The sequence below is a fragment of the Streptomyces sp. S465 genome (assembly GCF_026898115.1).
Classification (GTDB): domain Bacteria; phylum Actinomycetota; class Actinomycetes; order Streptomycetales; family Streptomycetaceae; genus Streptomyces; species Streptomyces luomodiensis.
In genome coordinates this window covers 3,601,851-3,617,794 of sequence record NZ_CP114036.1, presented here as the reverse complement: position 1 = coordinate 3,617,794, position 15,944 = coordinate 3,601,851, and the positions used below count along the sequence as shown (strand labels likewise).

General features: G+C 73.4%; 11 protein-coding genes and 3 pseudogenes. 6 read left to right on the top strand and 8 right to left on the bottom strand.

What is annotated here, in order from left to right; genetic code table 11:
- Positions 1–97 precede the first annotated feature (97 nt).
- The 5 genes and pseudogenes from N6H00_RS15150 to N6H00_RS15130 all read right to left on the bottom strand — a co-directional run bounded on the left by N6H00_RS15150 (position 98) and on the right by N6H00_RS15130 (position 5,832).
- On the bottom strand, positions 98–1,480 hold the full coding sequence (locus N6H00_RS15150) for an AAA domain-containing protein (protein WP_268976975.1): 1,383 nt from the start codon (positions 1,478–1,480) through the stop codon (positions 98–100).
- Positions 1,480–3,159 (bottom strand): hypothetical protein, encoded by a 1,680-nt coding sequence (locus tag N6H00_RS15145; protein WP_268972211.1) that lies wholly within the window; start codon positions 3,157–3,159, stop codon positions 1,480–1,482. The genes N6H00_RS15150 and N6H00_RS15145 overlap by 1 nt, the downstream gene beginning before the upstream one ends.
- A pseudogene (locus N6H00_RS15140) lies at positions 3,150–3,695 on the bottom strand (hypothetical protein); the annotation flags it as partial. The gene N6H00_RS15145 and the pseudogene N6H00_RS15140, both read right to left, overlap by 10 nt.
- Before the next feature lie 516 nt (positions 3,696–4,211).
- A pseudogene (locus N6H00_RS15135) lies at positions 4,212–4,775 on the bottom strand (hypothetical protein); the annotation flags it as partial.
- 31 nt (positions 4,776–4,806) lie between these two features.
- Positions 4,807–5,832 (bottom strand): phosphatase PAP2 family protein, encoded by a 1,026-nt coding sequence (locus N6H00_RS15130; protein ID WP_268972210.1) that lies wholly within the window; start codon positions 5,830–5,832, stop codon positions 4,807–4,809.
- 309 nt (positions 5,833–6,141) lie between these two features.
- On the opposite strand from N6H00_RS15130, the gene N6H00_RS15125 reads away from it, so the two are divergent.
- Entirely contained in the window at positions 6,142–6,735 is a 594-nt protein-coding gene (locus N6H00_RS15125; RefSeq protein ID WP_268972209.1) for a histidine phosphatase family protein, read from the top strand.
- Positions 6,736–6,750: 15 nt separating this feature from the next.
- Here N6H00_RS15125 and N6H00_RS15120 read toward each other — a convergent pair whose 3' ends face one another.
- Positions 6,751–8,193, bottom strand: a complete 1,443-nt coding sequence (locus N6H00_RS15120) for a tetratricopeptide repeat protein (RefSeq protein WP_268972208.1) — start codon at positions 8,191–8,193, stop codon at positions 6,751–6,753.
- 189 nt (positions 8,194–8,382) lie between these two features.
- Between N6H00_RS15120 and N6H00_RS15115 the strand changes: the two genes are divergently transcribed.
- The gene (locus tag N6H00_RS15115; protein ID WP_268972207.1) at positions 8,383–8,865 is read left to right on the top strand and encodes a hypothetical protein; all 483 of its coding nucleotides are present in this window, start codon (positions 8,383–8,385) and stop codon (positions 8,863–8,865) included.
- Between the two features lie 252 nt (positions 8,866–9,117).
- Positions 9,118–10,008, top strand: coding sequence for a spermidine synthase (locus N6H00_RS15110; RefSeq protein WP_268972206.1), 891 nt, complete (start codon positions 9,118–9,120; stop codon positions 10,006–10,008).
- A gap of 26 nt (positions 10,009–10,034) precedes the next feature.
- On the opposite strand, the gene N6H00_RS15105 is transcribed toward N6H00_RS15110, so the two are convergent.
- Entirely contained in the window at positions 10,035–10,610 is a 576-nt protein-coding gene (locus N6H00_RS15105) for a hypothetical protein (protein WP_268972205.1), read from the bottom strand.
- A 42-nt stretch (positions 10,611–10,652) separates the two neighbouring features.
- Between N6H00_RS15105 and N6H00_RS15100 the strand changes: the two genes are divergently transcribed.
- The 3 genes and pseudogenes from N6H00_RS15100 to N6H00_RS15090 form a co-directional block, all read left to right on the top strand.
- Positions 10,653–11,366: a response regulator transcription factor gene (locus tag N6H00_RS15100; RefSeq protein ID WP_268972204.1), complete on the top strand. Its 714-nt coding sequence runs from the start codon at positions 10,653–10,655 to the stop codon at positions 11,364–11,366.
- On the top strand, positions 11,363–12,811 hold the full coding sequence (locus tag N6H00_RS15095; protein WP_268972203.1) for a sensor histidine kinase: 1,449 nt from the start codon (positions 11,363–11,365) through the stop codon (positions 12,809–12,811). Before N6H00_RS15100 ends, N6H00_RS15095 begins: the two co-directional genes overlap by 4 nt.
- Positions 12,812–13,087: 276 nt before the next feature.
- Positions 13,088–13,987, top strand: a pseudogene (locus N6H00_RS15090) (chitinase); the annotation flags it as partial.
- A 179-nt stretch (positions 13,988–14,166) separates the two neighbouring features.
- Here N6H00_RS15090 and qcrB read toward each other — a convergent pair.
- Positions 14,167–15,849: a cytochrome bc1 complex cytochrome b subunit gene (gene qcrB, locus N6H00_RS15085; protein ID WP_268972202.1), complete on the bottom strand. Its 1,683-nt coding sequence runs from the start codon at positions 15,847–15,849 to the stop codon at positions 14,167–14,169.
- Positions 15,850–15,944 lie beyond the last annotated feature (95 nt).

The following is a 15,944-nucleotide window of genomic DNA, read 5'->3' as shown; positions in this document are numbered from 1 at the left end:
GCCGACCTGGGGTGTCTCCCCACCCCGCCGCCCCCTGAACCATGGCCGGACCGACGCCCCCTCACCGCCGCCCCCGCGGCCGCCGGAGGACGCGCCCTTACGGCCGCCATGCCACCCGGTGCTCGGCCAGGTGCGCCAGCACCGCGTGGTTGGCCTCCCAGCCGTCCGGGAACTTCACCGTGACCCCCAGCTGCACCGGCTCCGTGGACGGGTGCTCGTCCAGCAGCTCGGCCACCCCCGCCCGGCACACCACCACACACGCCTGCCGGTGCCGCGACGTCAGCACGCACAGCCGCCCCGTCTCCAGATGGAAGGCCGTGGCGTCCGGCCGCCCGGACAGCGGGTGCAGCACGACCGTGACGTCGAACTCACGCCCCTGGAGTCGGTTGGCGGTGTCGACGGTGACGCCGGACACCCCGAGCCCCGTCAGCGCCGCCCGGACCGCCGCCGCCTGGTCCCGGTGCGCCGTGCCCACCGCGATCCGGTCCGCCGTGACCGGCACCGGCTCGTCCGACCGCTCGCTGACCGCCGCCGCGCCCCGGTCCAGCAGCCGCCGCACCACCTGGGCCACGGCCGCCACCGCCTCCGGGTCGGTGCGCGGGGTGCGCCGGGCGGGCAGCTCCAGCAGCCCCCAGCCGGAGGCGGCCGCCTCGTCCAGTACCCGGTCCGGCCCCGAGCCGTCCGAGGCCACCCCGAAGCTCAGCCGCCGCTCGCCGTGGCCGGTGCCGCTGCGGAACGGCGTGTACGGATAGAACGCGTCCGAGACCAGCGGCGCGGCCGAGGCCGGCAGCCGCCAGGACACCGGCAGCCGGTGCTGCGGCAGCCGCGGGTTGTGGGCGAGCAGCGTGGTGACCGCGCTCGCCGACGGGTCGTACGAGAGCCCCGCCCACTGGTCGGCGCCCACCACGCTGAACGGGTCCAGCTGCCCCGGGTCGCCCACGAACAGCGCCCGCTCGAACAGCCCCGCGACCGCCAGCAGCGCGTCCGAGCGCATCTGGTACGCCTCGTCCACGATCGCGTGCCGCCACGGCTCGACGTGTCTGATGTGCGCCCACTTGGCGGCCGTGGAGACCACGATGTCGAGCCCGGCCAGATCGGCGATCTTCGCGGAGGTGCGGACCGCCGCATGGCCGTCGAGCACCGGGTCGTACGGATGCGGATCGCTGCTGTGCAGCCGCCCCACCGGAAGCTCGGGGTCCGCGGTGGCCAGCCGGTCCACCAGATCGTCCACCTGCGCGTTGGTCTGCGCGACCACCATCAGCGGGCGCCCGGCGGCGGCCAGCTCCCGCGCCGCCCGCACCACCAGCGTCGACTTGCCCGCACCGGGCGGGGAGTCCACGACGACGCCGCGGTCCGCGCCGTGCAGCGTGTCCCGCAGGATCGCCTCGGTCGCCCGCGCCGCCGCGGCCGACGGGTCGAACGGCTCGCCCCCTCGGGCACGGGCCGCGCGGGCCGCACCGGCGGCCGGGTCCGCGCCGATCACAGATAGTCCTCCTCGGTCATCGGGTCGGGCTCGGGGCCCTGGGCCGGGGCGGCGGCGTCCGGCGGGCCGCCGTGGGTCCACGGGGTGCTCTCCGGGTCGGGCAGCTCCGGGCCGCCGCGCGGGGTGTGCTCGAACAGCGTCCAGCACACCAGGTCGCCCTTCTCGGGCACCGAGCCCGGCTCCGGCTGCTTGCCCCGGCCCATACCGCCGGTCAGCCGCACCACCAGGGCGCGGACCGGGCCGTCGCCGCCATCGCCCGGATCAGTCCCCTGAGCCCCGTTGGCCTCCTCGGCCCCGGCAGCCCCCGCAGCTCCTTCAGCTCCCTCAGCGCTCGCGAAACCGGCGAACTCCCCGCTCTGCGCCCTGCCGTCGGCCGTGAGCCGGTGCAGCTTGACCCGCTCGGCCAGATGCGGACGGTCCTCGGTGCGGACCGTGACCAGCGGGCGCGGGCGCGGCACCTTCGCCTCCGACCAGGCCATCTCCACATCGATCACCTCGCCCGCGAACGCCTCCCCGGCCAGCCGCCGCTCCGCCATGACCAGCGGGTCGTCCAGCGCCTCATGGGCGTCCAGCTGCGCCTGCGCGGTCTCTCGGGCGGCCAGTTTCTGCGCCGCCGTCACCGCGTCGTCCCGCTTGGGCTGCGGCGGCTCCCCGGCCCGGACCCGGTCCCGGTGGCCGGTGTAGGACCAGCGGTCCCGCTTCCAGCGCTCGGCCACCCGCGCGCCCTCCGGGAGGGCGCGCAGCAGGTCCACCCCGCGCCACAGCGCGTCCCAGGTGGGCCGCAGCTGGGACTCGATCAGCCCGCGCAGCTCCGCCTCGGCGAGCCGCAGCCGCGCCTCGGCCCCGGCCACGCCCTGGGCCGCCTCGGCCCGCGCCGCGTCGTAGCGGGACATCGCCGGGGCCAGCAGCTTGTTGTCGAAGGCGGGGTCGGTGGCCGGGCCGGCCGGCGGGCACAGCAGCAGGCCGTTCTCGTCCCGCTCGGACTCCGCCCGCAGCGCCGCCTCCGCCCCCGGCACGCCGTCCGGGGGGTCGATCCAGGCCAGCAGCGAGCTCAGGTGCTGGTCCTCCAGATGGCTCTGCCCGGTCGCCCAGTGACGGCTCAGCAGCTCGGTGAGCGAGAGCAGCAGACACGATCCGGGCACCCGCGACCGCTCCCCGTAGTGGGTCAGCCAGCGGCCGAGCAGCGGTACCCGCGCGGGCGCGGGGAAGGGCGTCTCCGGGTCCTGCTCCGCGGTCCGCCGGAACCGCATCGACCGGCCCAGCAGCCGGATGAACGCCACGCCCGCGGTGCTCGGCACCAGCAGTTGTGGCGCGTCCGCACAGAGCTCGACCTGGACCGGCACCTTCTTACCGGTCTCCGGATCGGTCTCCCTGCGCTCCTCCAGCTCCACCTCGTCCCCGAACGAGTCCAGATACGGCTGGATCTCCTCGGCGAGCTCGGCGAGGAACGCGAACCGCAGATCGCGGTCGCGCGGCTGCGCCACGATCAGCAGCCGCGGCGCGTCCCGGTCGGTGCCCACCAGCGCGCCGAGCGGCGCCCCCGCCTCACCGGCCGTGGTGAGCGGCACGAACGCCAGCGGACGCTCCGACAGATGGCGGTGGCGCACGGTGGTCAGGGGCTGGGCCCGCCCCTCCCGGACCGCCTCCATCCGGGCCAGGGTGGTGATCAGCGACATGCCACCGCCCCGGGGCGGGAGGCGAGCGCCTCGGCGCGCAGGGCCGCCGCGCGGCGCAGGGCGTCGACGGCGGGATCGCCGGTGGGGGCCGCCTCCCCGGCGGGGCCGCCCAGGGCGGCCGTGAGGACGGCATCGACGGTGGTGAGCCCGCCCAGCTCACCCCGGACGCCACGGCCCAGCGCCTCGACCCGGCCGGCCGCGCGGGCCCGCGCCCGGCAGTGGGCGGCCAGCTCACAGGTGGACAGGCACTCCGGGGCGTACGCCGCCCGCACCGCGTCGACGGCGGCGGTCAGCTCCTCGACGGGCCGGGTCGGGGTCCGGCCGTCGTCGGTGAGCCGGAGGTCGAAGGTGGTGCCCTCGGGCAGGGCGGCGGCGATCTCCTCGATCCGGGTCAGCCGGTCCAGCTGCCGCCGGGTGACCGCCAGCTGCTTACGTACGTCGACCATTTCGGCGGTCGGCAGGTTGGAGAAGTCCTTGGGACAGACGAGCAACACCTGATGCCGCACCCGCGCGCGCACCGGTGCGCGCGCGCTCCGCGCCGAGTCCGCGGAATCCGCCGAGTCCGCGGAATTCACCGAGGCCGCCGGGTCTGCCGGAGCTTCCGGGGCCGTCGGAGGCGTCGGACCTGCTGCCGAATCCGTCGGAGCTGCCGGGGCTGCCGGAGCCGTTGAAGCTGCTGGAGCCGTCGGGTCCGCTGGCTCTTCCGGGGCCGTCGGAGGCGTCGGAGCTGCCGGAGCCGCCGGGTCCGCTGGCTCTGCCGAAGCCGTCGGAGGCGTCGGACCTGCCGAATCCGTCGGAGCTGCCGAGGCTGCCGGAGCCGTTGGAGTTGCCGGAGCCGTCGGGTCCGCTGGCTCTGCCGAAGCCGCCGAAGCCGCCGGAGCTTCCGGGTCCGCCGAAGCCGCCGGAGCTTCCGGGTCCGCCGAAGCCGCGGGAGCTGCCGGGGCCGCCAGAGGCGTCGGACCTGTCGGAGTCGCCGGGTCCCCCGGAGCCGCCGGGTCTACCGAAGCCGCCGAATCTACCGTGCCGGCGTCGTTCTCCGGCGGTTCGCCGATCATGGATGCCACGCGCTCCAGCGCCAGCGTGTAGACCGCCGACTGCCGGGCCGCCGCGCCCACCTTGGCCGGGTCGGCGGAGCCGTCCACCATCGGGAAGGACTTGATCTCGACGATCGTCCATGACCCGTCGGGGTGGACCACGACCGCGTCCGGCTCCAGGAAGGCCGGGGAGCCCGCGACGTCCAGGCTCACCATCGGATGGTCCAGCAGCGCCCAGCGCCCCGCCTCCGTGGCCTCGCGCAGGGCGAGCGCGGTGCGGGCCGTGCGGCCCTGCGGGCCTGGCGCGGACAGGTCGGGGGTCGCGACCTCGCCGGGGCCGGGCGGCTCCGAGCCGTCGCGCAGCCGCTCGTGCAGCAGCCGCACCAGATCCGCGCCGCCGTCCGCCTTGACCCGGGCCTCGAAGGAGTTGCCGCGCTGATGGGCGAACTGCGACTGCCCGAAGTTCGCCGGCGCCCCCAGCGCCCGCGCCAGCGCGCCCTTGTCGACCCCGGCCCCGTCCAGTAGCGCGCGGCGGCGGCAGCCGGGGTTGGCGGCCAGCGCCGCCAGCGCACGGGCGTCCATCGGATGCGGGACGGTGTCCGGGCCGCGCAGCTCAGCGAGCCGCTGCCGCAGCCCCGTCGCCTGTCGCGGGGGCCGCACCGCCCGCAGCGGTGGCTCCCCGGTCGCCGGTGTCGGCACCGGCTCCCCGGCCGCCCTCACCCGCGGCACCGTCGGTACGTTGCCTGTCCGCGCCCCTGCCCTGCTGTCGGGGGATCCGTTCCCGTTCACGCGCCGAAGTCTCGCACTTGTCACCGACATCCGCGGGCGCACCGGCGTGTCGGGAGGCCGGAGCGGTTTCGCGGGCCGGGCCGAAGCGGGTGCGGAGGGTGTGCGTGAGCCGCAGCGCGGGACCCGCCAGCAGCGCCCCGATCCCCATGGTGGCGATGCCGGCCACCGCGTCCAGGAAGTAGTGGTTGGCGGTGCCCATCACCACGAGCGTGATCGCCAGTGGATAGGCGACCGCGCCGATCCTGGCCCACACCAAGCGCCCGTGCCGCCACAGGGCGACCCCGCACCACAGCGCCCATCCCACATGGAGGCTGGGCATCGCCGCGTACTGGTTGGTCAGCCCGCCGAGTCCGCGCGGCGCGCTGGCCTCGCCGCCCCACCAGCCGTACGAGCCGTACTGCGCCATGGTGTCGACGAAGCCGTGGCCGGCCTCCAGGAGCCGCGGCGGGCACGTCGGCATCAGGGTGAAGCCGATGAGCCCGATGAGCGTGGAGACCAGCAGCCAGGTGCGCAGGAAGCGGTAGTCCGACGCCTTGTGGCGCTTCCACAGCCACACCAGGATCGCCGGGGTGAGCACGTAGTGCAGGGAGGCGTAGGCGAAGTCCGCCGGTATGCCGATCGCCGCGTTGTCCGTGAAGATGTCGTTCAGCGGCGACTCGAAGTCGATGTGCAGGCGCTGTTCGAAGTGGAGGATCGCCAGACCGTGATCGACGGCGGTGGACACATCGCCGCGGGCCAGCAGCCGACCGGCCGAGTACGCGGCGTACACCACCGCTATCAGCGGCAGTTCGGTCCACCAACGTGGCCGACTGCCCTGTGCTGCTCCGGCACGGGGCACGGTGTGGGGCATTCGGACGCTCTCCAAAGTTCAGGCGGCCACAACAAGGCGCGCGGACAACCGTACGGTGTAGGCGCGGCGATCCACGCACCGCCCCCATCCGCGAGCGGCGCCCCCTGTCGGAATCCCCCGGCGACCCGCGCGCGGACTGGAAGACGCCACGGGCGCCCCGGAGGTTGCCTTCCGATCAGGTGAGCGATGATGGACGGACGGCGGCCGGTCGAGTGCCGGTTCCGAAGAGTGCATGAAACCGCAGGCAGCGGCGTGTAATGGCGCACGGCGGCGCGGCGGTGCGAAACCGGTGAAAGAAGGCAGTACCCCATGGCACCACGCATCCTCCTGGCCCGGCACGGACAGACGCAGTGGTCGCTCTCCGGGAAACACACCGGCCGTACGGACATCCCGCTGCTCGACGAGGGACGGCGGGGCGCCAAACTGCTCGGCGAGCGGCTGCACCACGGCCCCTGGGCGGCCCTCCCGGACGCCGAGGTGCGCACCAGCCCGCTGTCGCGGGCGAAGGAGACCTGTGAACTGGCGGGCTTCGGCGACCGGGCGCGGGAGTGGGACGCGCTCCTGGAGTGGGACTACGGCGCGTACGAGGGGATGACCCCCGCCGAGATCAAGGCCGCCCGGCCCGGCTGGGTCATCTGGCGGGACGGGGTGCCCGAGGGCGAGTCCATCGCCTCGATCGCGGCGCGGGCGGACGAGGTGGTGGAGTGGGCGCGCTCGGCCGACCGCGATGTGCTGGTCTTCGCGCACGGCCACATCCTGCGGACACTGGGCGCCCGTTGGCTCGGTTGCGACGCCTCCTTCGCCGCCCGTATCCGGCTCGACCCGACGTCCCTGTCGGTGCTCGGCTGGGCGTACGGCGAACCCGCCATCGAGCGCTGGAACGACACGGGCCATCTCGGCTGAGCCGGGCTACGGGCGTCAGGCCGGGCCGGTACGGCCGGTCGCCGCGGAGCGGGCGACGGCCGTCTCATGCGACTCATGGCGGGCGAGGAAGTCGGCCACCATCTCATCGCGACCGTAAGGACGCAGTATCCGGGCCGTGTCGTCGAGCATCCGGTGAATCCGGGACGAATTCACCTGATCCAGCAGGACCAGGGCCCGGCCGGCCGTGACGGCGGCCGCGTCGGGCGCGCCGCCGGCCACCAGATCGCTCGCCAACTCCGTGGTGAACAGCGCGATGTTGCGGGTGAAGTGGGGGTTCTGGAGGGAGACGGCGCGGCGCGCGTGCTCCACGGCGCGCTTCCACTCGCCGAGCGCCGACCAGCACTGCGCCTCCAGCCCTTCCAGTTCGGCCTCCCCGAAGAAGCTCATCCACTCGGGGTCGGAGTCATGGGGTCCCCGCCCGAACAGCGTCCGGGCGCGCAGCAGGGCCCGCTCGCAGCCGCCCCGGTCGGCCAGCCCGGCGAGCCCCCCGGCCTCGCGCAGCGCGAGCAGCGACAGCAGCCGCGGCGAGGCGAGCCGCTCGGCGACCCGCTGTGCCGCCTGGGCCGCCCGTACGGCCTCGCGGGGGCGGCCGGCGTCGCGGGCGAGGAAGGCGGTGTTGCAGAACGCGTGCGCCTCCAGGGCGGCGTCGCCGGAGACGCGCGCGGTGGCCAGGGCCTCGGCGTAGTGGGACCGCGCGTCGGACAGCCGCCCGGAGTCATGGGCCAGCCAGCCCACCGAGATGGCCAGTTCACCGGCGCCCGCGAAGAGCCGCTCGGCGATCGAGCGGCTGTAGCGGCCCGCGTCGAGCAGGGCGTAGGCGGCGCTCAGCGGTTTGGCGGTGTGCGCGTAGAGGGAGTTGGCGCCGTGCCGGTCGTCCAGCACCCGGATCCGCCGCACGGCCTCCTCCACGGCGACGGCCTCGGCCTCCCCCACCCGCCCCGCCCGCCGGGGCGGCGTCCCGCCCCGCGGAGCCACGGCCACGGCGGCGGCCGCCGCCCCGCCGGCCATGAACGCGCGCCGCAGCAGCTCGCACTCCTCGAAGATGTCGACGATCCCCTTACCGATCCCCTTACCGATGCCTTTGTCCTGGGGTTCGGGGAATCCGGGGCCGGGGCGCGGCCCGGGGACCTGGGCGCGGGCGGGGGAGGGGCCGCGGGCTCCGTGGCCGCGCACCGACTCGCGGGGGGCGAAGCCGAGATCCGTAAGGGTGCGGCCGGGGAACATATGGCGGAAGACCCGTTCGTAGGCGTAGTTGGGACAGCGGATCGCGCCCGACTCGACGCGGCCGACATAGCGGGCGTCGCAGGCGACCTGCTCGCCGATCTCACGGGCGGCGCGGCGTACGGACGCCGCGAACTCGGAGGGGGAGAGCTGTCCGCGCAGCCGGCGGAACGCGGTGTTCGGCCGGGGCGGCGAGGGCTCTGGAAGCGGCGTCATTCTGAGCCTCTCCCTTGGTGATGCCAGGTGGGCGGGGGGAGAACCGTACCGGCTGTGAGATCGACGACACTCGGAGAATTCCGGCAAACATGGCATCTCGCCCACGATCTGCCATGAACTGCCATCCTTTACGGCGGCATTCGGCCGTAGCCGTTGACACCGCCCGCGCGTTGAATGGGGTGCGACCCGATGAAGAGGGAGGCCGGAGTGGACATCAGCCGCTCACGGACGACTGCACAGCACCCCCAGCGCCAGGACTGCGATCTCGTCACGGTGCCCGCCCGCCAGGGGCTGGAGGCGGTGGACATCCTGCGCCGCGCGTGCGACGGCCTCGGTCCCGTCCTGCACGACCACACCTGCGACACCCTCGGCTTCCTGGTGCCGCCCGGCACGGCGGACGGCTGGGACCTGCCGGGCTCCGCGTGCACCCAGACCTCTGGGCGCGGGATCCGGATAAACATCGACTCCGGCGCCCCCAGTGACGCCGGTGCGGCCGACGACGCCGGTGGCGAAGAAGCGGAAGCGGCCGGGGACGAGGCGCCGCCCGGCATCGGCACCGGCTGGCTGGTGCCGCCCGACGCCGCGTACACGGTCGCCACCGATCCCGCCGAGCTCCGGGCGGCGCTCGGCGAGGCGGCCCGCATGATCGAGGCCGTCGACCGCTGTCAGTGACGCCCGGTCGCCTGTGACCCCGGACCGTCTGTGACGCCTGGTTGTCCGTGACGCTCGGTTGTCCGTGACCCCGGACCGTCCGTGACGCGCGTGTCGTCCGTGACGCTCGGTTGTCCGTGACCCCGGACTGTCCGTGACGCGCGGTTGTCCGTGACGCTCGGTTGTCCGTGACCCCGGACCGTCCGCGACCCCTCGGTCGTCCGCGACCCCGACCGTCCGGGGCACCTGGTCGTCCGCCGCATACTGGGACACATGGCGAAAGGCACGAAGAAGCGAGCCGCGCGCGGGCGCGGAGCGGCCCGGGGGCGCGGTCCCGAGCCGGTCACCGCATCCGTCGACGGGGGACTCGCCGAGCTCGTGCCGGACCGGGACCGGCCGCGCGGCTGGACGCTGCTGCTCGACGGCAAGCCGCAGTCGCACGTGGACCTCGACGACCCCGCGTACCTCGACTTCGAGTACCAGCGCCGATTCGGTCATATCGCCGACCTCGCCGCCCCTCCCGGCCGTCCGCTGCACGCGGTCCACCTGGGCGGCGGCGCCTTCACGCTGGCCCGCTACATCGCGGCGACCCGGCCCCGCTCCACCCAGCAGATCATCGAGATCGACGCCCCGCTCGTCCAGTTCGTCCGGCGTGAGCTGCCGCTGGACCCCGGGGACCGGATACGGGTGCGCGGCGCCGACGCACGGGCGGGGCTCGCCAAGGTGCCCGACGGCTGGGCGGACCTGATCATCGCGGACGTCTTCAGCGGGGCCCGTACCCCCGCCCATCTCACCAGTGCGGAGTTCCTCGCCGAGGTGCGGCGGGCCCTGCGCCCGGACGGGTACTACGCCGCCAATCTCGCCGACGGTCCGCCGCTGGCCCATCTGAGGGCCCAGATCGCCACCGCCCGTGCCGCGTTCGCCGAGGTGTGTCTGACCGCCGACCCCGCCGTGCTGCGCGGCCGCCGCTTCGGCAACGCCGTGCTGCTGGCCGCCGACCGTGCGCTGCCGCTGGCCGAGCTCACCCGCCGGGCCGCGAGCGATCCGCACCCCGCGCGGGTCGAACACGGGCGCGCGCTCGCGGACTTCACCGGGGGCGCGATCCCGGTCACCGACGCGACCGCCGCCCCCTCCCCGGCCCCGCCGCCCGCCGCCTTCGCCTGACCGGGCAGCACGCCGCAGCACGCCTCCTAGTGCCCGTCGATACGGACCTGGGGCGGGCCGTCGTGCCAGGTGCAGAAGATCGTGGTGGTGTCGGCCCCGGAGACGAAGTCCACCCGGATCCACTCGCTCTGCTTCCACACCCGCATCTGCCATCCGCTGTCCGGTGTCGCCGAGACCAGGTCCGCCGATGCCGCGTGCATCTCGAAGACCGCCCGTCCGCCCTTGACCGGATAGCCGCGCACCTCCCCGCTCTCCTCCGGCCGCGCCGCGTCCGGCCGGGACGGTGTCGGGGCCGGCCGCGGACCGCGGGTGGCCGGCCCCGACCCGGTGGCCGCGTCCCCCTCGGCCCCCGTGTCCGCCGCCGGACGCGAGGGCGAGGACGAGGGGGACGTGGAAGTCGCCGAGGGGGACGGGGGTTTGGCCCGGTGGGTCGAGGAGGACCAGGTCCCGGTCGCCGACTGGGAGCCGTCGGCGATCGGCAGCGCGCGCGGCGGCTCGTAGGCCGTCCCGGTCAGCACCGTGCGCACGCCGTACCACGACAGCGTGACCGCGGCGCCGGTCGCCAGCACCCATGCCAGGCATTGGACCAGACCTCTTCGCATCTTCCTCATCTTGCCTCACCCGAATGGCGTACGGTGCCGCTCATGGCAAGTGTGCTTGTGGTCGAGGACGACCAGTTCGTGCGCTCAGCCCTCATCCGGCAGTTGACCGAGGCGAGCCATGCCGTGCGGAGCGTCGGCACCGCCCTGGAGGCGTTACGCGAGGTCGCGCACATCGGATTCGACGTCGTCATCCTGGACCTCGGTCTGCCCGATCTGGACGGGGCGGAGGCGCTCAAGATGCTCCGCGGCATCACCGATGTGCCGGTCATCGTGGCGACCGCCCGGGACGACGAGGCCGAGATCGTCCGGATGCTCAACGACGGCGCCGACGACTACCTGGTCAAGCCGTTCTCCGTGGCGCATCTCTCCGCCCGGATGACCGCCGTGCTGCGCCGCTCACGCGGCGGCGCGGCGGGCGAACCGGGCGGTGCGGCGGCGCCCCCGGCGGTGCTCCGGGTCGGCGGGCTGGCCGTCGATCCGCTGCGCCGGCAGGCCGAGTTGGACGGGGTGGCGCTCGATCTGACCCGCCGGGAGTTCGATCTGCTGGCGTATCTCGCCGGGCGGCCCGGCGTCGTCGTACCGCGCAGGGAACTGCTCACCGAAGTGTGGCGGCAGGCGTACGGAGACGACCAGACGATTGACGTGCACCTGTCCTGGCTGCGTCGCAAGCTCGGCGAGACGGCCGCCCGGCCGCGCTATCTCCATACGCTGCGCGGGGTCGGCGTCAAACTGGAGCCCCCGGCGGAGCACGCGTGAGATGGGCTCTGGTCAAGGTCTGTCTGGCCGTCACCGCGATGGTCGTGGTCGCCTTCGCCGTACCGCTCGGCCTCGTCGTCAAGGAGCTGGCCCGGGACCGGGCGTTCGCCGACGCCGAGCGGCAGGCGGCCACGATCGGCCCGGCGCTCGCCATCACCACCGAGCGGGCGCGGCTGCAACGCGCGGTCGCCAGCACCCAGGCGGGCGGCGACGGCCGGATGGCGGTGCACGTCCCGGATGAGCCGGGCCGGCCGGGGAGCGGCTACGACATCGGGGAGAGCCGCGCCGCCAAGGGCGAGCTGACCACCGCGCGGCGGCTGGGCCGCGCCTCGGTGTCCGACGCCCCCGGCGGCTACGCGCTGCTCCAGCCGACCGCGCTGAGCACCGGTCAGGTCGCGGTGGTGGAGGTGTACGTCCCGCGGGGCGTGGTCACCAGCGGGGTCACCACGTCCTGGCTGGTGCTCGCGGGCGTCGGCCTCGCGCTGATCGTCGGCGCCGTCGCCATCGCCGACCGGCTCGGCACCCGGCTGGTGCGCCCCGCCGGGCGGCTCGCCGGGGCCGCCCACGACCTGGGCCGGGGCGAGCTCGGGGTGCGCGTACCGGAGGACGGCCCGGCCGAACTGAGGGCGGCCGCCGCCGCGTTCAACTCCATGGCCGACCAGGTGGTCCAGCTCCTTGCCAGCGAGCGCGAACTGGCCGCCGACCTCTCCCACCGGCTCCGCACCCCGCTCACCGTGCTGCGCCTCAACGCCGCCTCGCTGGGCGAGGGACCGGCGGCCGACCAGACCCGCGCCGCCGTCGCCCAGCTGGAGGGCGAGGTCGACCAGATCATCCGCACCGCGCGCCAGCACAAGACGCACACCCGCTCCGGCTGTGACGCCTGTGCGGTCATCCGGGAGCGGATGGAGTTCTGGTCCGCGCTCGCCGAGGACGAGGACCGCACGGTGCGGCTGGCCGGGGTCGACCGGACCGTACGGGTGCCGGTCGCCCGCGCCGAACTCGCCGCCGCCCTGGACGCCCTGCTCGGCAATGTCTTCCGGCACACGCCCGAGGGGACCGCACTGGCGGTCGACGTGCACACCGGCGAGGACAGCGTGATCATCCTGGTCTCGGACGCGGGACCCGGCATCGACGACCCGGACGCGGCGCTCCGCCGGGGCCACGGCGACGGCGGCCCCGGCTCGACCGGCCTCGGCCTGGACATCGTGCGCCGGGTCGCCGAGTCCACGGGCGGCGATCTGCGCATCGGACGGTCGGTGCTGGGCGGCACCGAGGTACGGGTGTGGCTCTCGCTGACCGGCGGCGGGTCGGTGGGCCGGGGGCAGCGGCGGCGCGGGCGCAAGAAGAAGGCCCGTGGCCGGGCGGAGCCGGTGGGGCCCGCGGGGGCGGCCACGTCCGTAGAGCCGGTCACGTCCGTGGAGCCGGCCAAGCCCGCGGAGCATTAATCGGCGCCGATGAGTTCCTTAAGGCAGCCATAAGATCCATGGCCAGTGCACGGATCCTGCCGTTTGTCCGACTTCCCCTCGCTAGCGTGGCGCCCGCACCACCACCCCCCACATCCGCACAGCGAAGGCAGGCACGTGATGAGCAGCACGCACCGTCGCAAGGCGAGCCGGACCACCAAGGTGATCGGCGCGACCGCCGCCGCCGTCGTGGCCGGTGGCATGGCGTTCGCGCTCAGCGGGGCGGCGAACGCCGACACCGTCTCGGCGAAGCCCACCGCGGCGGCCACCGGCGGCTTCGCCCCGTACATCGACACCTCGCTCTACCCCGCCTACGACATGGTGGGCACCGCAGAGAAGACCGGCGTCAAGGAGTTCAACCTCGCTTTCATCACCTCCGGCGGCGGCTGCACCCCCAAGTGGGGCGGCGTCACCGAGGTCGGCGACGACGCGGTGGCCAAGCAGACCGAGCAGCTGCGGGCGGCCGGCGGCGACGTCCGGGTCTCCTTCGGCGGCGCCTCCGGCTCCGAACTGGGCCTGGCCTGCTCCTCGGCGGACGAGCTGGCCGCGGCCTACGGCAAGGTCGTGGACGCCCTCAAGCTCACCAAGGTCGACTTCGACATCGAGGGCAGCGCGCTCCCGAACAAGGAGGCCAACACCCGCCGCGCCCAGGCGATCGCCAAGCTCCAGCAGAGCAACCCCGACCTGGACGTCTCCTTCACCCTGCCGGTGCTCCCCACCGGTCTCACCCAGGACGGTGTCGACCTCGTCGCCAACGCCAAGGAGAACGGCGTGAAGGTCTCCGCCGTCAACATCATGGCGATGGACTACGGCGCCTCCTTCGACGGCGACATGGGCCAGTACGCGATCGACGCGGCCACGGCGACCCAGGGCCAGATCAAGGACGCCCTGGGGCTGAGCGACGACGAGGCGTGGAAGGCCGTCGCGGTCACCCCGATGATCGGCGTCAACGACGTGTCGACCGAGATATTCAAGGTCGACGACGCCTCCCAGCTGGTGGAGTTCGCCAAGTCCAAGGGGCTGGCCTGGCTGTCCATGTGGTCCGCCACCCGTGACAAGGCGTGCCCGGCTCCCCAGGACACCGCGTCGCCGACCTGCAGCTCGATCGACCAGGAAGAGTTCGCGTTCACCAAGGCGCTCGGCGCGTACAACGGCTGACACGGCTAGCAGTCCGGAACGGCTGACACGCCCGTAGCGGCTGACCCCGGCGCGGCCCCACACCGCCCGTCAGCCGCCTGAACCACACAAGCCCCACGAACACACCCCCCACGGCACCCCCCACACGGCGGGGCGCGGACGGACTCCCACCCCGCCGCGCCCCGCCGTTTCCGTCCGCCCTACGGGCGCTGGGGCTCCTCGGCCCGCACCTCTTCCTCGTGCCGCTCGTGCTCCTCGACCTGCTCCCGCGTGGGCTTGGCGATCTGGCCGTCGGTGCCGAAGTAGCTCCGGGACAGCCGGACGCGCAGCCGGTCCTTGAAGGGCAGCCTGCGGGTGACCCCGGCCTCGTCGACCGAGGGCGGCAGCGCCAGCGGCTGGTACTGCTCGAACGAGGTCAGCGTGTACTTCTCCGCCGGCGACAGCGGCTCGTGCACATCGATGAACTCGCCGTGCGGCAGCCGCTGGATCATGCCGGTCTCCCGGCCGTGCAGCAGCTTCTCCCGGTCCTTGCGCTGGAGGCCGAGGCAGATCCGCTTGGTGATGACGAAGACCACGACCGGCGCCACGAAGAAGCCGATCCGGCAGGCCCAGGTGATCGCGTTGATCGACAGATGGAAGTGGGTGGCGAGCAGGTCATTGCCACCGCCCGCCAGCAGAACCGCGTACAGGGCGATCCAGGCGGCGCCGAAGGCGGTGCGGGTCGGGGCGTTGCGCGGGCGCTCGTTGAAATGGTGCTCGCGTCTGTCCCCGGTGATCCACGCCTCCAGGAACGGATAGAGCCAGATCACCAGCAGCACCGTGGGGAAGATCAGGAACGGGATCAGCACCCCGAGCACCAGGGTGTGGCCCCACAGATTGATCTCCCAGCCCGGCATCAGCCGGATCAGCCCCTCCGAATAGCCCATGTACCAGTCGGGCTGGGCGTCGGTGGACACCTTGTCGGGCCGGTAGGGGCCATACGCCCAGATCGGGTTGATCTGGGCGATGGCCGACATCAAGGTGGTGACGGCGAAGACCAGGAAGAAGAAACCGCCGGACTTGGCCACATAGACCGGCCACAGGGGCGGCCCCACGATATTCATGTTCCTGCGGCCGGGTCCCGGATGATGGGTGTGCTTGTGGTAGACGAGCAGAATCATATGGAGCGCCAGCAGCCCGAGCATGATGCCCGGAATCAGCAGCACATGGATCGTGAACAGCCGGGGCACGATCGACATCCCCGGGAATTGCCCGCCGAAGAGGAAGAACGACAGATAGGTGCCGATGATCGGGATCGACAGGATCGCGCCCTCCATGAAGCGCAGACCGGTGCCCGACAGCAGATCGTCGGGCAGCGAATAGCCCATGAAGCCGTCGAACATCCCGAGAATCAGCAGCCCGGCGCCGGAGAGCCAGTTGATCTCGCGGGGTTTGCGGAAGACGCCGTTGAAGAACGTCCGCATCATATGGACGATCATGCTGGCGATGAAGACGACCGCCGCCCAGTGGTGGACCTGCCGCATCAGCAGTCCGCCGCGTACGTCGAAGCTGATGTCCAGCGTGGACGCGTACGCCTGCGACATGCGGACGCCGTTCAGCGGCGTCCACCGGCCGTTGTAGACGACCTCGTTCATCGCCGGTTTGAAGAACAGGGTCAGATAGACGCCGGTGAGAATGATGATGATGAATGTGTAGAGGGCGATCTCACCGATCAGGAAGGACCAGTGGTCGGGGAAGACCTTGCGCAGATTGGCCTTGGCCATCGTGAAGAGACCCACCCGGCCGTCGAACCAGCCGGCGAGGGTCTCGCCTTTTCCGGCGGGCGCGCGCCGTCCGGATCCCTCATCACGGAACCTTTGCCGACGCTCCGGAAATGCTCTCATGTCTCAATGGATTTACCAGGCGTGCCCACCCGGTGACGGCCCTCTTCGGCCGGGTGGATCAGGGCGTCATCCCATTGATGGAAGAAGGCACCGGC